This window comes from Sphingomonas sp. AP28 (assembly GCF_056680455.1).
Window position 1 is genome coordinate 4,038,529 of the sequence record NZ_CM155283.1, and the last position, 19,106, is coordinate 4,057,634.

General features: G+C 65.4%; 22 protein-coding genes. 10 read left to right on the forward strand and 12 right to left on the reverse strand.

Features of this window, described 5'->3' with window-relative positions; translation table 11 throughout:
- Positions 1–38 precede the first annotated feature (38 nt).
- Positions 39–281, forward strand: a complete 243-nt coding sequence (locus tag AC1MH0_RS18745) for a hypothetical protein (protein ID WP_480964011.1) — start codon at positions 39–41, stop codon at positions 279–281.
- A gap of 223 nt (positions 282–504) precedes the next feature.
- Here the strand turns inward: AC1MH0_RS18745 and mtgA are convergent, their stop codons facing one another.
- From mtgA to AC1MH0_RS18765, 4 genes are read right to left on the reverse strand one after another with little or no spacing between them, the layout of a single operon-like run.
- Entirely contained in the window at positions 505–1,176 is a 672-nt protein-coding gene (gene mtgA, locus AC1MH0_RS18750; protein ID WP_480964012.1) for a monofunctional biosynthetic peptidoglycan transglycosylase, read from the reverse strand.
- A 9-nt stretch (positions 1,177–1,185) separates the two neighbouring features.
- Positions 1,186–2,457, reverse strand: coding sequence for a flavin monoamine oxidase family protein (locus AC1MH0_RS18755; protein WP_480964013.1), 1,272 nt, complete (start codon positions 2,455–2,457; stop codon positions 1,186–1,188).
- A 1-nt stretch (position 2,458) separates the two neighbouring features.
- Positions 2,459–3,361 (reverse strand): RNA polymerase sigma factor RpoH, encoded by a 903-nt coding sequence (gene rpoH, locus AC1MH0_RS18760; RefSeq protein WP_056048373.1) that lies wholly within the window; start codon positions 3,359–3,361, stop codon positions 2,459–2,461.
- Between the two features lie 57 nt (positions 3,362–3,418).
- On the reverse strand, positions 3,419–4,366 hold the full coding sequence (locus AC1MH0_RS18765; protein WP_480964014.1) for an RluA family pseudouridine synthase: 948 nt from the start codon (positions 4,364–4,366) through the stop codon (positions 3,419–3,421).
- Between the two features lie 17 nt (positions 4,367–4,383).
- On the opposite strand from AC1MH0_RS18765, the gene AC1MH0_RS18770 reads away from it, so the two are divergent.
- The 8 genes from AC1MH0_RS18770 (at position 4,384) to AC1MH0_RS18805 (ending at position 11,673) form a co-directional block, all read left to right on the forward strand.
- Positions 4,384–4,779 (forward strand): M67 family metallopeptidase, encoded by a 396-nt coding sequence (locus AC1MH0_RS18770; protein WP_480964015.1) that lies wholly within the window; start codon positions 4,384–4,386, stop codon positions 4,777–4,779.
- Between the two features lie 221 nt (positions 4,780–5,000).
- Positions 5,001–5,645, forward strand: a complete 645-nt coding sequence (locus tag AC1MH0_RS18775; protein ID WP_480964016.1) for a histidine phosphotransferase family protein — start codon at positions 5,001–5,003, stop codon at positions 5,643–5,645.
- An 88-nt stretch (positions 5,646–5,733) separates the two neighbouring features.
- On the forward strand, positions 5,734–8,034 hold the full coding sequence (locus tag AC1MH0_RS18780) for a chemotaxis protein CheA (protein ID WP_480964017.1): 2,301 nt from the start codon (positions 5,734–5,736) through the stop codon (positions 8,032–8,034).
- Positions 8,031–8,459, forward strand: a complete 429-nt coding sequence (locus AC1MH0_RS18785) for a chemotaxis protein CheW (protein WP_480964018.1) — start codon at positions 8,031–8,033, stop codon at positions 8,457–8,459. The genes AC1MH0_RS18780 and AC1MH0_RS18785 overlap by 4 nt, the downstream gene beginning before the upstream one ends.
- A gap of 85 nt (positions 8,460–8,544) precedes the next feature.
- Entirely contained in the window at positions 8,545–8,910 is a 366-nt protein-coding gene (locus AC1MH0_RS18790; RefSeq protein WP_480964019.1) for a response regulator, read from the forward strand.
- 13 nt (positions 8,911–8,923) lie between these two features.
- The gene (gene cheB / locus AC1MH0_RS18795; protein WP_480964020.1) at positions 8,924–10,042 is read left to right on the forward strand and encodes a chemotaxis-specific protein-glutamate methyltransferase CheB; all 1,119 of its coding nucleotides are present in this window, start codon (positions 8,924–8,926) and stop codon (positions 10,040–10,042) included.
- Positions 10,039–10,875, forward strand: a complete 837-nt coding sequence (locus AC1MH0_RS18800; protein WP_480964021.1) for a CheR family methyltransferase — start codon at positions 10,039–10,041, stop codon at positions 10,873–10,875. Before cheB ends, AC1MH0_RS18800 begins: the two co-directional genes overlap by 4 nt.
- A gap of 48 nt (positions 10,876–10,923) precedes the next feature.
- On the forward strand, positions 10,924–11,673 hold the full coding sequence (locus AC1MH0_RS18805) for an HPP family protein (protein WP_480964022.1): 750 nt from the start codon (positions 10,924–10,926) through the stop codon (positions 11,671–11,673).
- Here the strand turns inward: AC1MH0_RS18805 and AC1MH0_RS18810 are convergent.
- Genes AC1MH0_RS18810 through AC1MH0_RS18820 form a run of 3 tightly spaced genes read right to left on the reverse strand, consistent with a single transcriptional unit; the run spans position 11,670 to position 13,283 of the window.
- On the reverse strand, positions 11,670–12,119 hold the full coding sequence (locus AC1MH0_RS18810) for a cytidine deaminase (protein WP_480964023.1): 450 nt from the start codon (positions 12,117–12,119) through the stop codon (positions 11,670–11,672). The genes AC1MH0_RS18805 and AC1MH0_RS18810 overlap by 4 nt on opposite strands.
- Complete coding sequence (locus tag AC1MH0_RS18815) at positions 12,116–12,793, reverse strand: glycoside hydrolase family 25 protein (protein ID WP_480964024.1); 678 nt, start codon at positions 12,791–12,793, stop codon at positions 12,116–12,118. Before AC1MH0_RS18815 ends, AC1MH0_RS18810 begins: the two co-directional genes overlap by 4 nt.
- 7 nt (positions 12,794–12,800) lie before the next feature.
- Positions 12,801–13,283 (reverse strand): UPF0262 family protein, encoded by a 483-nt coding sequence (locus tag AC1MH0_RS18820; protein WP_056050677.1) that lies wholly within the window; start codon positions 13,281–13,283, stop codon positions 12,801–12,803.
- 98 nt (positions 13,284–13,381) lie between these two features.
- Between AC1MH0_RS18820 and AC1MH0_RS18825 the strand changes: the two genes are divergently transcribed.
- Positions 13,382–14,872 carry a replicative DNA helicase gene (locus AC1MH0_RS18825; RefSeq protein ID WP_056050676.1) on the forward strand — a complete coding sequence of 497 codons (1,491 nt, stop codon included), beginning with the start codon at positions 13,382–13,384 and terminating at the stop codon, positions 14,870–14,872.
- Between the two features lie 169 nt (positions 14,873–15,041).
- Here AC1MH0_RS18825 and AC1MH0_RS18830 read toward each other — a convergent pair whose 3' ends face one another.
- Genes AC1MH0_RS18830 through cobA form a run of 5 tightly spaced genes read right to left on the reverse strand, consistent with a single transcriptional unit; the run spans position 15,042 to position 18,937 of the window.
- On the reverse strand, positions 15,042–15,794 hold the full coding sequence (locus tag AC1MH0_RS18830) for a phosphoadenylyl-sulfate reductase (RefSeq protein ID WP_480964025.1): 753 nt from the start codon (positions 15,792–15,794) through the stop codon (positions 15,042–15,044).
- Positions 15,787–16,227 carry a DUF934 domain-containing protein gene (locus AC1MH0_RS18835; protein WP_056050673.1) on the reverse strand — a complete coding sequence of 147 codons (441 nt, stop codon included), beginning with the start codon at positions 16,225–16,227 and terminating at the stop codon, positions 15,787–15,789. The genes AC1MH0_RS18830 and AC1MH0_RS18835 overlap by 8 nt, the downstream gene beginning before the upstream one ends.
- Positions 16,220–17,851, reverse strand: a complete 1,632-nt coding sequence (locus tag AC1MH0_RS18840) for a nitrite/sulfite reductase (protein ID WP_480964026.1) — start codon at positions 17,849–17,851, stop codon at positions 16,220–16,222. The genes AC1MH0_RS18835 and AC1MH0_RS18840 overlap by 8 nt, the downstream gene beginning before the upstream one ends.
- A 1-nt stretch (position 17,852) precedes the next feature.
- Positions 17,853–18,149, reverse strand: a complete 297-nt coding sequence (locus AC1MH0_RS18845) for a DUF2849 domain-containing protein (protein ID WP_480964027.1) — start codon at positions 18,147–18,149, stop codon at positions 17,853–17,855.
- Entirely contained in the window at positions 18,146–18,937 is a 792-nt protein-coding gene (gene cobA, locus AC1MH0_RS18850) for a uroporphyrinogen-III C-methyltransferase (protein WP_480964028.1), read from the reverse strand. Before cobA ends, AC1MH0_RS18845 begins: the two co-directional genes overlap by 4 nt.
- Between the last annotated feature and the right edge of the window lie 169 nt (positions 18,938–19,106).

Consider the following 19,106-nt stretch of genomic DNA (forward strand, 5'->3'; position numbering starts at 1 on the left):
GTCGGCGTTGCGCTCTCCAGTAATCAGGGAGAGTCAAAATGGCCGAAGAGCGTATCGTCGAAACCCCGACCACTCACACCACGATCATCGAACGCCGCGGCGGCGGCAGCGGCATGCTGATCGGCGTCGTCCTGCTGATCGCAGTGCTCATCGGTGGCTATTACCTGTTCAGCCGCCAAGGCGCGCAGAATAGTAAGGACGCTGCCATCACCTCGGCGGCGAAGAGCGTTGGAAGTGCGGCCGACAAGGCTGGCGACGCGGTCGAAAAGTCGACGCAGTAAACTACAGTGTGTCCCCGCGAAGGCGGGGATCCAGCCTGGGCTCCCGCCTTGGCGGGAGCACACAGGGCCTCGGAGCGAAAACAGAAATTGGCACCACCCCGGCGAAGGCCGGGGCTCAGTTGGGGAACGGTGCTAACTCGATGTGGCGGTCGTCACGAACACCTGTCCAACTGGCCCCGGCCTTCGCCGGGGTGGTACCTTCAGCTGGCGGTCTTGTTGGCCCTCACCGCAAACAGCTATCCAGCCCATCGTTCCGAACCACAGAAACCCGCCGCGACAGCGTGTTCCCATGCTTCCGCACGAAGCCATGCGGATCGATCGCAGCCCGCTTCTTCGGCAATGGCAAGACGGCGGCAATCCGCCCCGCTTCGGTCGGTGACAGCCGCGACGCGTCGTGATTAAAATACCGGATCGCACCGGCGTTCGCGCCATAGGTCCCGATCCCGGTCTCGGCGATGTTGAGATACACTTCCATGATCCGCCGCTTCGGCCACAGCGCCTCGATCAGCACCGTAAAATACGCCTCGAACACTTTGCGCACATAGCCGCCGCCCTGGAACAGGAACGCGTTCTTCGCGGTCTGCTGGCTGATCGTCGAGCCGCCACGGATCCGGCCGCCCTGCGCATTACGCGCCGCCGCCCCCGCCATCGCCTTGAAATCGAAGCCGTGATGCGAACAGAACCGCGAATCCTCGCCCGCGATCGCCGCGCGCGCCATGTCGGGGTCCATCTCCGACAGCGGCATCCAGTCCTTGGTCACACCGTGCCCGTTGATCACGTCGCCCATCATCGTCCAGGTGAACGGCACCGGCACGAAGCGATAGATTCCGACCCACGCGACCGTGATCAGGACAAATGCGAGGACGATCTTGGCGGCGATGCGGATAAGGCCCATCGCCGCTCCTTATGCGATCGTCGCGGCCTCGCCAATGACCGCGCGGGCGGCGGTCACGCCGGTTTCGTACGCGCCATGTGCTGTCGAGAAGTCGAACGCGTGGCATGCTTCGCCGGCGAAGTGGATACGCCCGTCGACCGATCCGGCTAGGACGGCGCGCTGCCCGGCCCTGCCAATTCGCGCATGACTGTAGCTGCCGCCGATATAGGGTTCGTGCCGCCAGCGGGTTGCAGCGAGCGGGGTGAAGCGCTTGCGCCAATCGCTGCCGAGCAAGCCGACAAGTTCGTCGATCGCGAACTGCGCGGCGTCACGGCCTTCCAGCATTTCCGCGCAGTCGCCGCCGAAGAAGCTCTCGACGATCGGCCAGCCGAACGGCGACAGGCGGTGGCTGGCGGTGCAAGCGCGGTACGGGTTGCCGATCAAATGCGCGTTGGTCGGCCATTCGGGGCGGTCGACGTGGAGGAACACCTTGTCCGCGAGCCCAAGCGGAAGGTCCGCGGCGGCGGCGTGCTTGTCGGGGAGCGGCGGGTTGAACACGATTTGTGATTTGGCAAGGACGGTAGTGGGGACGCAGACGATCACGTGGTCCGCCTCGATCGTTCCAGCCGGGGTGTCGAGTTTGATGCGGCGACCGCTGTGGTCGATGCGCGTTACCGGGGTCGAGAGGCGGATGTTCAGGCCGGCGGCGTGGCTGGCGACGAGCGTGCCGTAGCCTTCCTTGACCGTCCAGTTGTCGTCGGTGGCGGCGTCTTCGTAGGCGGCCCAGTCGTGGAGCGACACTTGGGTCAGGTTCGCGCCGTTGGCGTAGCCGGAGATCGCGTCGATCTTCGGGCGCCACTTGTCGTGCGCGTCGATGAAGTCGGAGAGGGGGCGGTCGGGGCCTTCAAGGGCGGCTAGGGCGCGCTCGTTCCAATCTTGGTAAGCTGTGGCAGAGGCTGACTGGGCTTCGGGTGGGAAGCCGAGGTCGCTCCACTGGGTGCGCCAGTTCGCGTCGGAGCGGTCGACGGTGAATCCTGTCGTCTCGGCAATTTGAGTCCACGGGTTGCGCTGGGCAGAGTGTAGCCAACCGCAACCGGCATCTACATGTTCCCCCGCGAAGGCGGGGGTCCAGTCTGGGCCCCCGCCTTCGCGGGGGAGCAAGCTTTTCAGGGAAAGGCTATGGGCTCTGCCGCCGAGACGGTCGCTAGCTTCTAGCAGTAGGACTTCTTGCCCCGCATCATGTAACGTCCGTGCCGCGGCAATACCGGCCGCACCGCCGCCGATGACGACGGTGCGTACCATGTTACGCCGCCAGCAGGCGCTTCTCGCCAGCGATACGCATCATCGCCTTTTGCAGCTTCTCGAAAGCGCGCACCTCGATCTGCCGCACGCGCTCGCGCGACACGCCGTAGACCTGCGACAATTCCTCGAGCGTCTTGGGATCATCCGTCAGGCGACGCTCGGTCAGGATGTGCTGCTCGCGCTCGTTGAGGTCGTCCATCGCCGACACCAGCATCGAATGGCGAACGTCCGCCTCCTGCGCATCGGCGACGATCTTGTCCTGCAACGGTGCGTCGTCCTGCAGCCAATCCTGCCACTGGCCCTCGCCGTCCTCGCGCATCGGTACGTTGAGCGACGTATCGCCGCCCATAGCCATGCGACGGTTCATGCTGACGACGTCGGTTTCCGCGACACCCAGATCCGTCGCGATCTTGGTGACGTGCTCGGGACGCAGATCGCCGTCCTCGAAAGCATCGAGACGGCTCTTCATCCGCCGAAGGTTGAAGAAAAGCTTCTTCTGCGCTGCGGTGGTGCCCATCTTCACGAGGCTCCAAGAGCGCAGGATGTACTCCTGGATCGACGCGCGGATCCACCACATCGCATAGGTGGCGAGACGGAAGCCACGCTCGGGCTCGAACTTCTTCACGCCCTGCATAAGGCCGATATTGCCCTCGGAGATCAGCTCCGACGTTGGCAGGCCATAGCCGCGATAGCCCATCGCGATCTTCGCCACGAGGCGGAGATGCGAGGTCACAAGCTGCGCCGCAGCCTCGGTGTCGCCATGCTCCTGGAAGCGCTTGGCGAGCATGTATTCCTGCTCGGGTTTCAGCAGCGGGAATTTCTTGATCTCGGCGAGATAGCGATTGAGGCCCGCCTCGCTGCCGAGCGCAGGAATCGTCGCTGGAACGTTGGAGCGGGCTGCCATTGTCGTAATCCCTTTCTGCTGACCCCGATTGCCGCAATGCGGCATAGGACCGATTATCTATACGTGAAGCTGGGTGAACAGTTCCTGCATGTCTGCGGGCATTTCGCTTTCGAACGCCAAAGCGATGCTTTTCACCGGATGGATGAACCCCAGATGCGCCGCGTGCAAGGCTTGCCGGCGGAAACCGAGCGTTTCGAGCAGCGACTTCTGAGCTTGCTTTGTTCTACCATAGACCGGGTCCCCCAACAAGGCGTGGCCGATCGACGCCATGTGCACGCGCACCTGGTGCGTCCGGCCCGTCTCGAGCCGGCATTCGATCAGCGCCGCATCGCGCAGAGTCTTTATAGTCGAGAAATGCGTCACCGCGCGCTTGCCGCCCTCGACGATCGCGATCTTCTTGCGGTTCTGCGGACTCCGCGCGAGCGGTGCGTTGACCGTCCCGCTCGGCGGGCGCGGGACACCGCCGACGATCGCCTTGTAGCGACGGTCGATGCTGTGGTCGTGGAACTGCTTGGCGAGCCCCTCGTGCGCGCGGTCCGTCTTGGCAGCGATCATCAAGCCAGACGTGTCCTTGTCGATGCGGTGCACGATGCCGGGCCGCGCGACGCCGCCGATACCCGACAGGTTGCCGGCGCAGTGGTGGAGCAGCGCGTTGACGAGCGTACCGTCGAAATTGCCCGCGGCGGGGTGGACGACCAAGCCCGCGGGCTTGTCGATCACGATCAGGTCCTCGTCTTCGTACGCCACGACGAGCGGGATGTCCTGCGCTTCGTTGTGCAGCGGGGTCGGCGGAGGGATCGCGACGGCAAACACCTGACCGGCCGCCGCCTTCTTCGCCGAATCGCGCCATTCGCGACCGTTGAAGGTAACCTGGCCCGCGGCGATCAGTCCCTTCAATCGCTCGCGCGACATATCGGGCAACACTTCGGCGAGCGCACGATCAAGTCTCCAGCCATCCGTGGCCGGCGTGATCGATGCTTCGACGATGGAAACCCCCCGGTCCATGTCATACTGATGTGGCGATGAGCGTGACGATTTCAAGCGAACTGCTGAAGCAGTTGATCGCAGAAGCTGCTGCGTCGCCGGATGCAGAGGTCTGTGGGTTGCTGTTCGGAGCGACCGGGCGGATCGAGGCGGCGGAGGCGTACGCGAACGTGGCGGCGAACACTGCGCGGGCTTTCGAGATCGACCCGGCTGCTTTGTTTGCGGCCCATCGGCGGGCTCGGGGAGGCGGGCTGGCAGTGATCGGGCATTATCATTCGCATCCGTCTGGGCTGCCGGTGCCGTCTCCTCGGGATGCGGCGCAGGCGATGGGGGATGGGGCGGTCTGGGTGATCCTTGGTGGTGGTGAGGCTCGGGCGTGGCAGTCGGCCGAGGTGGGGGCGTTTGTCGAGGAGGCGATCGAGGTCGTTGAGTAGCGCCACCCTTCTTCCCCCCTCCCTGGAAGGGAGGGGCTGGGGGTGGGTTGGCTTCCGCATATCCTGCGGGTGTGGATCAAACGGGCCGACCCACCCCCGACCCCTCCCTTTCAGGGAGGGAGGAAGAAGGGTGGCGGCTTCTACTGTATAGGGTACCGCAAGTTGGCATTGCGTAGCGGCGGCCCGCCAGCCACAAGACCTTCCAGAATTAGGGGAATTTCATGACGGTCAGCCCGGTCGATTTCGCGAGCCTGCTCTGTTCGCGCCTGTGTCACGACCTGCTGTCGCCCGTGGGGGCGCTCAACAACGGGCTCGAACTGCTGGCGGACGAGACCGATCCGGCGATGCGCGAGCGCGTCATGGAGTTGCTCGCGGACAGCGCGCGCGCTTCGGCAAGCAAGCTGAAGTTCTTCCGCCTGGCGTTCGGCGCAGCCGGCGGGTTCGGCGAACTGGTCGACACCCAGGAGGCACGGACCGCGATCGAAGGGCTGGTCGCCGAGAACAAGCGGATAACCTTCGTCTGGGCGGTCGAGACGCCGACGATGTCCAGGTCGGCGGTTAAGATACTGCTCAATCTCGTGCTCGTCGCAACCGAATCGCTCGTGCGCGGCGGCACGATGGAGGTCGGCGGCGAGGACAATGACGGCCAGTTGGAGATCGTGGTCAAGATCGAAGGCACCCGGATCGTGCTCGACCCGGAGATCCGCCGGACGCTGGTCGAAGGGGAGGGCGCACACACCGTCACGCCACGCGCGGCGGCTGCGTACATGATCAATACCGTCGTCGCGGAAGCCGGCGGAACGGTGATCGTATCGGAGCCGGCCGAGGGCATCATGATCTTCGGCGCAGTCTTCAACGCGCGTTGATGTCGCCAGGAGCGATGTCGCCAGGAACGAGACAACTAACCTCGCCTTAACCTGACGCATGCATGACGGGCTCTAACGCGGGGCTCGCATGGACGATCTGTTACACGAATTCATTGCCGAGACGCGTGAAACGCTGGAGGCGATCTCCGGCGAGATCGTCGCGTGGGAGGCCGAACCCGGCGATGGCGCGCGTCTCGATGCGATCTTCCGCTTCGTCCATACCGTCAAGGGCAGCTGCGGCTTCCTGGATTTGCCGCGACTTGCCAGGCTGAGCCATGCGGCCGAGGACGTGCTGGCGGCGGTGCGCGATGGCCGGCGGACGCCCGGTACCGCGCTGGTCGACGGCGTACTCGGCATCGTGGATCGGATCGGCGCAATCGTCGAGGCGATCGACGCGGGCATCACGCTGGACGATACGACAGAAGAGTCGCTGATTGCCGCGTTGGCCCCCGATGCGAAACCCAAGGCCGTGGTCGTCGCGGCGCAGACGGGACGCGCGGTCAGCCGCAACGTCCGGCTCAATGTGGACCTGCTCGATCGGATGATGAGCGGTATGTCCGACATGGTCCTTGCCCGCAATGATCTCGCGCGACGGTTGCGTGACGGCGGCGCCGATCCACAGGTCGAAGCCGCGCTGGAGCGATTGTCGCTCACTGTCGCCGATATGCGCGACACGGTCACGCGAACCCGCATGCAGAAGGTCGACGCGTTATTTTCCGCGCTGCCGCGAGTGGTGCGCGATACAAGCGCGGAACTGGGCAAGGCGGTCAACCTTGTAATCGAGGGCGCCGACGTCGAGCTCGACCGCGAGATGATCGAGTTGATGCGCGATCCGTTGCTCCACGTCATTCGCAACGCGATCGATCATGGTATCGAGACGCCTGAGGCACGTCGGACCGCAGGCAAGCCTCAAGCAGGTCGGCTGGTCGTGTCCGCACGTCAATCGGGCAACCAGATCCTCATCGAGATCAGCGACGACGGCCGGGGCATCGACGTTGCGCGCATCGTCGCCAAGGCGGCCGAACAGAAGTTCTACACCGCGGCCGAACTGGCGGTGATGAGCGATGCGGCGAAACTCGACCTGATCTTCGCCCCCGGACTGTCGAGCCGCGATATCGTGACCGCGACGTCGGGACGCGGCGTCGGCATGGACGTGGTACGCGCGAACATCGAGCAGATCGGCGGGCGCATCGTTCTCGTGAACGATCCAGGGCGCGGTCTTCGAATTATCGCACGCGTGCCGCTGACGCTGTCGATCCTGACGACGTTGATCGTCCAAGTCGGGACACAGCGTTTCGCGCTTGCGCGCCAGTCGGTCGAGGAGATCGTGCTGGTTCGCGGCGACCAGGTGCGGATCGAGACGATAGGCGATGCGGGGGCGGTTCTGGTGCGGGGGCGTCGCATGCCCTTGGTGGCGCTTGGCGGACTGTTCGGGCTGGGATCGGACCTGCCGCCGACGCTGGTCATCGTATCGACTCGCGAAGGCGAATTTGCGTTGGGCGTCGACACCGTGATCGATACCGAGGAACTCGTCGTGAAGCCGGCGTCGCCCGCGATCATGGCAACGGGCGTTTATGCAGGAATGACTCTACCCGACAACGGCCTGCCGATGCTGTTGCTCGACGCGGCGGGGATCGCGACCGTCGCCGGCCTGCGGTTCGCGCCGGTCGTGGTGGACGATGCGGTCGCGGACGTTTCCGTTCCGGGTGTGCCGGCGCTGCTGTTCGACGATCTCGACGGGCAGCGACGCGCGATCGCGCTGGCGGTAATCGACCGCGTCGAACCCGTGCCGGTCGACGCAATCCGCTGGACCGCGGGGGCGCTGCGGCTGACGATCAGTGACGCGATCATTCCTGTCCATGCGGTCGGCGGGTTCGGCGACCGGACCGAAATCGCAGTGCTAAGGCTCACCGACGGAGAGAGCGAGATGGCCTATGCGATCGCCGACGCGATCGAGATCGTCGAATTGCCGGCGGAGATGAAGCCGACGCGACGTGGCGGGACGGACGCAGGAGCCCCGATCGCGGGTGTCGTCCTGATCGCCGGCGAGCAGGTCGAAGTGGTCGATCCGCATGCCTTGTTCGCAGGCGAACCAGTCAAGATTGTGTCCCCGCCGATATGCCTGTTGCAGGTCGACGGATCGGGCTGGATGGAAACGTTCCTGAAACCCGCGCTGGAGGCATTGGGGTATCGCTGCGTCACCGTGCTTGTGGCGGGCGAGACGGCCGCGGTCGCACTGGCGATGGAGGATACAGCGGTCGCCGCTACGCACGCGCCGGTGGTGACGCTGCGCCGATCGCGGGTCGCGGACGGCGATCATGATTCGAGCGTCTATCGCTACGACCGCCCCGCACTGATCGCGGCAATCGCAGCCCGGAGGGGATTGTGAGCGACCTTTTCCTGATCGCGCATATCGCAGGCCGCGGTGTCGCGATCGACGCGGCGCAGGTCGATTCGGTGGTCGATATCGGCGAGATCGTTGCCGTGCCTCGCGCCGAGCCGTTCGTCCGCGGATTGGCCGCGTTGCGCAGCCGGGTCGTGACGGTGATCGACACGGGGACTGCGCTGGGGCTGACGCCAACTCCCGAGGCGATGCGCCGCGCGGTGATCACGATCGTCGACGGGCATCACTACGCAATCCTCGTGGATTCCGTCGAGGACGTCGCACCGTTCGCCCGGCTGCCGCTATCGTCCGGGCTCGCGCTACGCGGCGGTTGGGCGTCGGTCGGCATGGGGATCGTCGAGCGCGACCGCGAGGCCTTGCTGATCATCGATCTCGCTGCCGTCCTGCCGGTCTCGACGATTGCGTCCTGACGTTTTGCGCAGAAGTTCCAACGCTTAACCCGCTGCTTACTGTTTGCGACCTAGGACGGTCGCACGATTTCCCGGAAGGCTTTCCATGAAGACTTGTCTTGTCGTCGACGATTCGAAAGTGATCCGAAAAGTAGCGCGCCACATTCTCGAGACGCTCGAGTTTACCGTGACCGAAGCGTGCGATGGCCGTGAGGCGCTGGCGTCCTGCATGGTGTCGATCCCCGACGTGATCCTGCTAGACTGGAATATGCCGGTGATGAGCGGCATGGATTTTCTTCGCGCGCTACGTGAGGCGGACGTGCCGCGGCGCCCAAAGGTCGTGTTCTGCACCACAGAGAACGGCATGGCGTATATCCGTGCGGCGATCGAGGCCGGTGCCGACGAATACGTCATGAAGCCGTTCGATCGCGACACGCTGGAATCGAAGCTCCAGATCGTCGGCATGGCCTGATTCGGGTTCGGCCGTGACGACCCGGACCCATTCTGCGGAGCGGTACGCGGGCCGCGACGGACTCGACACTGCCCGCGTGCTGATCGTCGATGACTCGGTGGTCGTCCGCGCGGTGATCGCCCGGTTGATCGATGCGAGCGACCGGTTCTCGGTGGTCGGCGCGGTCGGCAACGTAGCGGCGGCCTTGGCGTTCCTGGAGCGCGCGACCGTCGACGTGATCTTGCTCGACATCGAGATGCCTGGGATCGACGGGCTCAGCGCATTGCCAGACCTGATCGCGGCGGGGCAGGGCGCCAAGGTTCTCATTGTGTCGTCCAGCGCGGACGAGGGGGGCGCGACTGCGATCCGTGCGCTCGCTCTTGGCGCGGCCGAGACGCTGACCAAACCGTCGACGAGCGCGTTGTCGACGCGGTTCGGTTCGGCTCTGCTCAATAAGCTCGAGATGTTGTGCGAGTCTTCGGCGCAGATGCCGTCTGCGCCATTCGTGCGCTCGACTGTCGCGCCATTACCGCGCGACGGCAGGCCGATGCCGACCCGCCCGGTCTCGACCAGCGACGACTATGACATCGTCGCGATCGGCGCGTCGACCGGCGGCATTCACGCGCTGAGCCAGATGTTCGGTCAGATGCCCGCCGGGTTCCGTCTGCCGATCGTCATTACCCAGCATTTGCCGGCGTCATTCATGCCGTATTTCGCCGCGCAAATCTCAGTGCTTGCAGGGCGTCCGTGCGACGTCGCGGTCGACCGGATGCGGATCCGTCCGGGTCGGATCATCATCGCGCCTGGCGACGCGCATCTCAAAGCCATAAAGCTGCCCGAGGGTGGCGCAGCCTTCCGCCTGACGAACGAGGTCGTAGCAAGCGGTTGCATGCCGTCGGTCGATCCGATGCTTGCATCGCTTGCCGATGTCTACGGCGCGCGCCTGCTCGCGGTCATTCTCAGCGGCATGGGGCGCGACGGTGCGGAGGGGGCGCGACACGTGCACGACAGCGGCGGGTGCGTCATCGCACAGGACCAGCGAAGTTCGGTCGTGTGGGGCATGCCGGGGGCGGTTGCTTCGGCCGGCGTCGCGGACGCAGTTTTAGCCCCCGACGCGATCGGCCGCCTGGCCGCGACGCGACGTCGACCATGACGTCCCGCGCCAATCCCGCACCCGCCGCGTCGCAGGCTACGATCAACGTCCTCACCGCCTTGCTCGAGGCGCGCACCGGCCAACAGATCGCCGCCTATCGCTCATGGCGGCTCGACACTGCGCTCAAACCTCTGCTGCGCGAGCGCAAGCTCGAGACGCTCGACCAGTTGGTGACTCAGTTGCTCCAGGGAAGCGATCGTTCAATCGGCGACTCGATCGTGGATGCCCTTGTCAATCAGGAAACGTCGTTCTTCCGCGACGCGCAGGTGTTTGACATGCTCGCTAAGGTAGTCGCCGAAGCCGAACGTAAAGGCTATCGAGCTCGCATCTGGTGCGCGGGCTGTTCGACAGGCCAGGAGCCGTTGTCGCTCGCGATGCAGTTTGCCGAACGGCGTGAGACGAGCGGCGCACCGATGCCGGATATCGTCGCCACCGACGTGTCCGACGCGGCCGTGGCGCGCGCGCGATCCGGCCGGTTCACGCAGTTCGAGATCCAGCGCGGGTTGCCGGTGCGTCGCATGATCCGCTGGTTCGGCACGACCGGTAGCGACTGGTTGGCAAAGCCCGAACTGCTCGGGATGGTCGCGTTCCGTCGGATGAACCTTGTCACCGATCCGGTGCCGCCCGGACAGTTCGATGTCGTCCTTTGCCGCAACGTGTTGTTGTACCTGTCCGCCGACACGAAGGCGGCGGTGTTCCCGAAAATCGCTAAGGCACTGAAGCCGGGCGGGGTTCTGGTCATGGGAGCAGGCGAAACAGTGATCGGCCAGACAAGCGCGTTCGCGCCGAGCAAGCGGTTCCGCGGTTTCTATGAAATGCCCGAGCAGGGGTAAGCGAACTCATCGGATGCCAAAGGACCGACCGGCCGCCGTGACATGCCGGTGATCCCGCCATATGGGCATGGCATCTTCTACCGGGTGTCTCGCATGCGCAAACTCTTCGATCCCATTCTTGCGGGGGGCAACCTGAAGGACCGACTTTGGGCGTGTCTGGGCGCGCTGCTCGGCATCGGCCTGACCAGCGCGATCAGCGCGGCGATCGTCCACCCGCACGGGACATTCCTGCTGATCGCCGCGCCGATGGGGGCCGCCGCCGTACTTGTGTTCGCGGTACCGGCGAGCCCGCTGGCACAACCTTGGTCCGTCATCGGCGGGAACAGTATCGCCGCGCTGGTCGGGGTCACCGTCAGGATCCTCGTACCGATGCCCGAACTCGCCGCGCCGATCGCGGTCGGCGCGGCGATCCTGATGATGTCGCTGACCCGGTCGCTGCATCCGCCGGCGGGGGCGGTCGCGCTGACCGCGGTTATCGGGGGGCCTGCGGTCATCGACGCGGGATTTGCATTCGTGCTCGTTCCGATCGCGCTCAACGCCCTCATACTGACGGCGTGCGGCATCCTGTTCCACCGGTTTTCAGGGCATAGCTATCCGCACCGCTTCGCGGTTGCAGTGCCCGCGCCGATCGAATCCGCGCTTCGTACCGAGGATCTGGACAAGGCACTTGCCGATCTCGGCGAAACTTTCGACGTCAGTCGCGAGGATCTCGATCTGCTGTTCGGGCGTGTCGAGTACCATGCCGCACGTCGCCGTCTGCGCAGCGCCGGCCCTACGGCGTCCGCCGGTCCGGTTTAGCGGATCCCGAGGTCCGCCGGGCCGAACGCGTCGGGGAGCAACTCCGATACCGTGTAGGTTCGGATCGCGTCACCCTCGGCTGCACCGCAATGCACCGGCAGGTCGCGGCTGCCCATCTGCGCGGCTTCGTTGATGACCTGGCGACAGCGGCCGCACGGGCTGACGGGGGACGTGCCGGTCGCGCGGCCCTCCGCATCCATCGCGCCGCCGATCACGCCGATCGCGACGATATCACGGAGGCGGCCCGCTGCGCTCGCGGTGGCGATCGCGACGGTCTCGGCGCAGAGCGACAGGCCGTAGCTCGCATTCTCGAAATTGGCACCGGTGATGACGCTGCCGTCGTCGAGCAGGACGGCGGCACCAACCGCGAACCGCGAATAGGGCGCGTGGGCGTTGCGCGAGGCGTCGCGTGCTGCCGCCACGAGTTGCGTTGCTTGATCAGTCATGATGCCACCACGTCCCAGTTCACCGGTCCCTCGATCCCGTCGATGCGGCGGAAGTCGCTCGCGCGCCACATCCGCCACGGCCGCGCGGTGTAGTCGGGCTTGAGGATATTCTCCACCGCCCATAGCGGCCGCGGGACGGCGTCGGACAGCGTGTATTTCGAATCCACCGCCTTGCTGATCCGCAGCATCACCGGCTGGCGGGTGTGCGTCTCGACCATCGTCACGAACTGCGCGATGTCGGCGATCAGGGTCGCGCGATCCGGCCGCGCGGTACAGTCGTCGTGGAAGGCGATGTCGACCGCGGTCGGCAATGCGTCCGACGTCCGCGGTACGAAGGTGTTGAACGCGTTCGCCTGCTCGTCCGCGCGCTGGCACAAGGAATAGACATGAACCGCACCGCGTCGCAGGCCCGCGTCGGGCAGCGCCGCCCAATTCGCCTCGAATGCCGGATCGCGCCGGTCGGTACCCGACGTCGCGACGATGTAGGCAAAGTCGGCGCCGCTCGCGCGCACCGTTCCCCACTCGACCGAGCCTGGGTTCTCGGCGAGGTCGATGCCCTGCAGCGGGTATTGCTTGACGTCGGGGTGCCAGCCGGTTGCCGCGGTCCAGCCGCAGATGCCGACAAAGCCGGTCGCGGCGAGCGCGGCCGCGAATTTCAAAAGTGCGTGAGCCATGGGTCTTCTAGTTGCGGATGTGGAGGACGCAGATCAGCGTGAACAGCCGTCGCGCAGTGTCGAAATCGACCTCGATCTTGCCGTCGAGACGCTCTTTCAGCAGCTCGGCGGCCTCGTTGTGGACGCCCCGGCGGGCCATGTCGACCGTCTCGATCTGCGCCGGGGAAGATTGCCGGATCGCTTGGTAATAGCTGTCGCAGATCGCGAAATAATCGCGGATCGGCCGTCGGAAGCGCCCGAGCGCGAGCACCAAAGTCTCGAGATGCGTGTCGTCCTCGCGGTGGATATGGATGCCGAGGCGTCCTTCCTCCGACTGGAGCTTGATCTTGTACGGCCCCGCATAGCCGTCGGCATAGGCTCGCTGCGGGGCGAAGTGATTGCCCTCGATCAGGTCGAAGATCGCGATCCGCCGCTCCTGCTCGACGTCGGGCGAGCGCCAGCCGAGACTGGTCTCGTCGAGTTGCACGTCGATGATCCGCGGGTCGGCCATTCAGGTTCGATAGCGGGGGACATTCGCCCTGTCACTTATCCCCAGCATTCCGGCGCGATAGCTTGGACGAGGACCCGTCCATCGCGTAGGTGCAGGGGATGGCAACTCTCGCATTCCCCGTTCCCGCGGTCCCCGAACCACAGCAGCTTCCCCGCAACGTCGAGGCCGAGGCCGCGATGCTCGGCGCGATGATGATCGACAACCGGCTCGCGGACGACCTCGTCGACAAGCTCGAACCGGGGCATTTCTTCGAACCCGTCCACGGACGCATCTTCGCCGCGATCAAGACGCTGCGCGGCAACGACATGCTGGTGACGCCGGTGACGCTGCGGCCGATGTTCGATGCGGATGAGGGCATGCGCGAGCTTGGCGGACCGGCGTATCTGGCCGGCCTGACCGGCAGCGGCGCAGGCCTGATCGGCGCGCGCCAGTTCGCGCAACAGATTTACGACCTCGCCATGCTCCGTGCGCTCGTGTCGGTCGGGCGGACACTGGTCGATCGCGCGATGGACACCTCCGAGGAGGTCAATCCGCGCGCGCAGATCGAGCTGGCCGAGGAGGAGCTGTTCAAGGTTGCGGCCGACGGCGGCTCCGAGAATACGGTGAAGTCGTTCGCGCAGGCGACCACCGCGGCGGTTAAGATGGCCGAGCGCGCGCTGAATTCGGGCGGCAATCTATCGGGCGTCACGACGGGCATCGATTCGATCAACGCCAAGATCGGCGGCATGCACCACAGTGATCTCATGATTCTCGCCGGCCGTCCGGGCATGGGCAAGACCTCGCTCGCCACCAACATTGCGTTCAACGCGGCGCGGCGCTGGATGCGCGACATGGCCGACGGGATCGCGCCCAAGGACTCGGTCGGCGCGAAGGTCGCGTTCTTCTCGCTGGAAATGTCCGCCGATCAGCTCGCGACGCGTATTCTTGCCGAGCAGTCGCAGATCAGTTCCGAATCGCTCCGCATGGGTAAGATCAGCCGCACCGAGTTCGCACAGCTTGCCGCCGCCGCGGCGGAGCTGGAGAATTTGCCGCTGTTCATCGACGATACCGGTGGTCTCTCTATCGGCGCGCTACATACGCGCGTACGCCGGTTGCAGCGCCGGCATAACAACGAGATCGGGCTGGTGGTGGTCGACTACCTTCAGCTGCTGTCGGGGTCGGGCAAGAGCAAGGACGGCAACCGCGTCCAGGAAATCTCCGAGATTTCGCGCGGGCTGAAGACCTTGGCGAAGGACCTCAACGTCCCTGTTCTGGCGCTGTCGCAGCTGTCGCGTGCAGTGGAAAGCCGTGAGGACAAGACGCCGATGCTGTCGGATCTTCGCGAGTCGGGGTCGATCGAGCAGGACGCCGACATGGTCTGGTTCGTATACCGCGAGGATTATTACGTCGCGTCGAAGGAGCCCAAGCGGCCGGCGGAAGGGGATAGTTCGAAGATTTTCGAGGACCATGCTTCGTGGGCGGCGGAGATGGAGCGGGTGTATGGCTTGGCGGAACTGATCATCGCGAAGCAGCGCCACGGCGCGACCGGGAAGGTCCGGATGAAGTTCGATCCGACGATCACGAAGTTCTCGGATCTAGCCGAGTATTGAGTCTCAGAGGTCCCTCGCCCCTTCGGGGAGAGGGAAGGGGCCCGCGGCTCTTGCCGTGGGAAGGGAGAGGGGAGTGAGGCTCGGGACGTCGCATCCCAACTACCCCTCTCCCTTCCGTCGCCAAGCGGCTCCTCCCTCCCTCTCCCCGGAGGGGCGAGGGACCGCGACGTCAAATCATCGGGTCGTAATCGGTCGGCGCGTGGATGCCGCATTCGACCTTGTCGAAACTGCGCCAGCGGCCTGCGCGCGGGTCTTCGCCGGGGGCGACCTTGGTCGTGCACGGCGCACACCCAATTGACAGATACCCCTGAGCCTCGAGCGGATGCCGCGGCAACTCATGCTCCGCGAAATACGCGTCGAGCTTCTCCTTGTCCCAATCCGCGAGCGGGTTGATCTTCAACCGGCCCTCGTCCTCTTCGAAGCGGGGGAGCGCGGTACGGGTGCCGGACTGGAACCCCTTCCGCCCCGAAATCCACGCATCGAACGGCGCCAACGCCCGCCGCAACGGCTCCACCTTGCGCAGATCGCAACAGCCATCGGGATCGTAGGACCACCGCAACCCCGTCTTGTCCTTGATCGCCAGCAACCGCGGATCCGGCCGGAACACGCGCAGGTCTGTGAACCCCAGCCTCTCCGCCAACTCGTCACGGTACGCCAGCGTCTCGCCGAACATCTTCTGCGTATTCGTGAACACCACCGGCACGTCGACATCGACCTGCGCGACCATGTGGAGCAGTACCGCCGACTCAGCCCCGAACGACGACACCGCCGCGATCCGCCCGCGCAATTCGCCGACCAGCAGTTCGAACAGCATCTCCTGCGCGGAGACGCCTTCGAACCGCTCCTGCATCGCCATCGCATCGGCGCGCGTGAACGCCGGCGTGACGTCGATCATGTCGAGTTGGCGCGCGGGCTCACCCATGGCGCAGCTTCCACACTGGCACCGCGCCGTCCGCCGCCTTCTGGTACGGCGTATCGTAGCGCTCGAGGCTCGCACGCAGCACGTCGATATCGATCGGCGCCTGGGGTGCGAAGCTGTCGAACCCGCAGCGCCGCATCAGCGGGATCTGGTCGACCAGCACGTCGCCCTGCGCGCGCAATTCACCGGTATAGCCCGCCTCGCGCAGGATTCGCGCGGACGAATAGCCACGCCCGTCGCGGTAGCCGGGGAAGCTCACCTCGATCAGCGCGAGCTGGTCGATCTGCGGCAACAGCGCGCGCGCATCGTCGCCCGCTTCCAGGCGCACGGCGGCCGCGTTGCTCTGGCCGATGAACGAATCGAGCGTCACCGCGGGCTCGTCATGCGGCTCGTCGTCGCGGAAGCGAAGCAGCGTCTGGTCCGGATACTCAACCATAGATCGCCTCCTTGAACGTCTCGAAGCCGACGCGGCGGTAGGTGTCGAGGAAGCGCTCACCGGGGTCGCGGACCTGCAGATACCGGTCGGTGACGCGCTCGATCGCGTCGACCACGCCGTCCTCCGAGAAGCCGGGCCCGGTGATCTTCGCGAGGCTCACATCCTCCGCGCCCGAGCCACCGAGCGAGAGCTGGTAATTCTCGGTGCCCTTCTTGTCGACGCCAAGGATGCCGATGTGGCCGGCATGGTGATGCCCACACGCGTTGATGCAGCCGCTAATCTTGAGCTTCAGTTCGCCCAAGTCGCGCTGGCGGTCGAGACTGCCGAAGCGGGTCGCGATCTTTTGTGCGAGCGGGATCGAGCGGGCATTGGCGAGGCTGCAATAATCGAGACCGGGGCAGGCGATGATGTCGCTGATCAGGTCGAGATTGGCTTCGGCGAGGCCGGCTGCGTTCAAAGCGGTCCAAAGGTTATGAAGGTTACGCCTATGAACGTGTGGCAGGACGATGTTCTGGGCGTGCGTGACGCGCAGTTCGTCGAAGCTGTAGCGCTCGGCTAGGTCGGCCATGACGTCGATCTGGTCGGCCGAGGCGTCTCCAGGAATGCCGCCGACCGGCTTCAAGCTGATCGTTACGATAGCGTAACCATCCTGCTTGTGGGGGCGGACGTTCTGGTCAAGCCAGACGGCGAAATCAGGATCGCTGCGATCGATGACCGTGCCAGCGTCCGTGTCGAACGCAGGCGCGCCGAAGTGGCTCGTGATGCGCTCCAGTTCCGCGCGCGGTGGATCGAGTCCGAGCCCCTTAACCGCGGCGAACTCCTCCTCGACCTGGCGGCGATATTCGTCGGGACCGATCTCGTGGAGCAGGATCTTGATCCGTGCCTTGTAGATGTTGTCGCGACGACCGTAGCGATTGTAGACGCGCAGGCACGCCTCGAGATAGCTCATCAGGTCGTCGGCGGGGACGAAGTCGCGGATTTCGTGGCTGATCATCGGCGTACGGCCCATGCCGCCGCCGACGAAGATCTTGGCGCCGAGTTCGCCGTCACGGACGTGCAGCCCGATGCCGATATCGTGCAGCCGCATCGCCGCGCGATCCTCATCCGCCGCGATCACGCAAATCTTGAATTTGCGCGGGAGGTAGGTGAATTCGGGGTGGAACGTCGACCATTGGCGGATCAGCTCGGCCCAGGGGCGCGGGTCGGCGACCTCGTCCGCGGCGGCGCCGGCGAACTGGTCGGAGCTGATGTTGCGGATGCAGTTGCCGCTGGTCTGGATGGCATGCATCTCGACCGTCGCCAGCTCCTGGAGGATGTCCGGGGTCTGATCGAGCTGGATCCAGTTGAACTGGATGTTCTGCCGCGTGGTAAAGTGGCCGTAGCCGCGATCATACTTCCGCGCGATGTGGCCGAGCATCCGCATCTGGCGGCCGTCGAGCGTTCCGTACGGCACCGCGACGCGCAGCATGTACGCATGCAGCTGGAGGTACAGCCCGTTCATCAGCCTCAGCGGCTTGAACTGGTCCTCGGTCAGCTCCCCCGAGAGGCGGCGGCGGACCTGATCGCGGAACTCGTCGACGCGCTGGTCGACGATCGCCTGGTCGTATTCGTCGTATTTATACATATCAGATTACCCAGCTGCCGGCATTGGGGTCGGCGGGTTTGAGGGTCAGGTCGGGCCGCATCGTCGGGCCCAAAGCGCGAATCCGGTCCTTGATGTGGGCGGGGCGGGGGCCTTCGTCGGTCTGCGTCGCCTCGATCAGATAGGGGACGTTGACGCGGCGTGCGCCTTCCTCCGCCTGAAGGATGGCTTCACCCGCGACGCCGACATCGGACGCGTCCTCGATGTGGCGCGACCAGCCATTTCCGGTCCACCAGACGACGTCGCCGGTGGGAAGGTCGTTTCCGGTCAACAGCTTCATGCGGCGGCGTCCTCTGCTACGCGGGCCCAGCGGGCGAGTTTGTCTTCGGCGTCCGACAGTTCGACGACTTCTCCGACGACGATGATCGCAGGGCTTTTGACCGCCTCGCGCGTGACCATCGGGCCGAGATCGGCGAGCAGCGTGCGGATCGCGCGCGACCCCTGCAACGTACCACGCTCAAGCACCGCGACAGGCATGTCGGGAGCGACGCCGTCGGCCATGAGTTTGTCAGCAATGTCGGTTGCGGTGGCAATGCCCATGTAGATCACGAGCGTGCGGCCCTGGCCGGCGAGCCCCGACCAGTCCTGCTCGGTCAAACCCTTGCACTGGCCCGCGACGAAGCTGACCGCGCTCGAATGATCGCGGTGCGTCAGCGGCAGCATCGCCTCGGCAGCGCAGCCGAGTGCGGCCGAGACGCCAGGAATCACTTCGACGGGGAGACCCGCAGCGCGAACCGCCTCGACCTCCTCGCCGCCGCGGCCGAACACGAACGGGTCGCCACCCTTGAGCCGGATGACGATCGCGCCGGTCTTCACGTGCGCGATGATCAGCGCGTTGATCGCCTCCTGCGGCAGCGTGTGGCGCGCGCGCTGCTTGGCGACCGAAATGCGCTGTGCCGAAGCCGGCGCGATATCGAGCACGCGCGGGTCGATCAGGCCGTCGTGGACGACGACGTCGGCGGTCTTCAGCGCCTCGACCGCGCGGACGGTCAGGAGGCCGGGATCGCCCGGGCCCGCCCCGACGAGGATGACGCGCCCGCGGGCGGTGGGGTCTAGGAGGCTTGCCATGCGACCGGAGATGGGCGGCCGCGAGCTGCGCCGCAACCGAATGATGCTTTGGCGGGAGGTAGGATTGCTTTTGCGCTGAGTAGATCAAGGTGGCTGTCGGCGAACCGGACGATCCTCACCCGCCAGGGGGAGGTGGCGCGCAGCGACGGAGGGGGAGGACACGGAACCA

What these genes read in the sequence shown, in the direction of transcription:
- mtgA (WP_480964012.1), bottom strand. Translation starts at nt 1,176, where the DNA reads ATGGGCCTTATCCGCATCGCCGCCAAGATCGTCCTCGCATTTGTCCTG.
- AC1MH0_RS18780 (WP_480964017.1), top strand. Translation starts at nt 5,734, where the DNA reads ATGGACGATCTGTTACACGAATTCATTGCCGAGACGCGTGAAACGCTG.
- AC1MH0_RS18845 (WP_480964027.1), bottom strand. Translation starts at nt 18,149, where the DNA reads ATGAAGCTGTTGACCGGAAACGACCTTCCCACCGGCGACGTCGTCTGG.
- AC1MH0_RS18830 (WP_480964025.1), bottom strand. Translation starts at nt 15,794, where the DNA reads ATGGGTGAGCCCGCGCGCCAACTCGACATGATCGACGTCACGCCGGCG.
- AC1MH0_RS18820 (WP_056050677.1), bottom strand. Translation starts at nt 13,283, where the DNA reads ATGGCCGACCCGCGGATCATCGACGTGCAACTCGACGAGACCAGTCTC.
- rpoH (WP_056048373.1), bottom strand. Translation starts at nt 3,361, where the DNA reads ATGGCAGCCCGCTCCAACGTTCCAGCGACGATTCCTGCGCTCGGCAGC.
- AC1MH0_RS18840 (WP_480964026.1), bottom strand. Translation starts at nt 17,851, where the DNA reads ATGTATAAATACGACGAATACGACCAGGCGATCGTCGACCAGCGCGTC.
- AC1MH0_RS18800 (WP_480964021.1), top strand. Translation starts at nt 10,039, where the DNA reads ATGACGTCCCGCGCCAATCCCGCACCCGCCGCGTCGCAGGCTACGATC.
- AC1MH0_RS18790 (WP_480964019.1), top strand. Translation starts at nt 8,545, where the DNA reads ATGAAGACTTGTCTTGTCGTCGACGATTCGAAAGTGATCCGAAAAGTA.
- cobA (WP_480964028.1), bottom strand. Translation starts at nt 18,937, where the DNA reads ATGGCAAGCCTCCTAGACCCCACCGCCCGCGGGCGCGTCATCCTCGTC.
- AC1MH0_RS18770 (WP_480964015.1), top strand. Translation starts at nt 4,384, where the DNA reads ATGAGCGTGACGATTTCAAGCGAACTGCTGAAGCAGTTGATCGCAGAA.
- AC1MH0_RS18825 (WP_056050676.1), top strand. Translation starts at nt 13,382, where the DNA reads ATGGCAACTCTCGCATTCCCCGTTCCCGCGGTCCCCGAACCACAGCAG.
- AC1MH0_RS18755 (WP_480964013.1), bottom strand. Translation starts at nt 2,457, where the DNA reads ATGGTACGCACCGTCGTCATCGGCGGCGGTGCGGCCGGTATTGCCGCG.
- AC1MH0_RS18745 (WP_480964011.1), top strand. Translation starts at nt 39, where the DNA reads ATGGCCGAAGAGCGTATCGTCGAAACCCCGACCACTCACACCACGATC.
- AC1MH0_RS18815 (WP_480964024.1), bottom strand. Translation starts at nt 12,793, where the DNA reads ATGGCTCACGCACTTTTGAAATTCGCGGCCGCGCTCGCCGCGACCGGC.
- AC1MH0_RS18765 (WP_480964014.1), bottom strand. Translation starts at nt 4,366, where the DNA reads ATGGACCGGGGGGTTTCCATCGTCGAAGCATCGATCACGCCGGCCACG.
- AC1MH0_RS18775 (WP_480964016.1), top strand. Translation starts at nt 5,001, where the DNA reads ATGACGGTCAGCCCGGTCGATTTCGCGAGCCTGCTCTGTTCGCGCCTG.
- AC1MH0_RS18835 (WP_056050673.1), bottom strand. Translation starts at nt 16,227, where the DNA reads ATGGTTGAGTATCCGGACCAGACGCTGCTTCGCTTCCGCGACGACGAG.
- AC1MH0_RS18810 (WP_480964023.1), bottom strand. Translation starts at nt 12,119, where the DNA reads ATGACTGATCAAGCAACGCAACTCGTGGCGGCAGCACGCGACGCCTCG.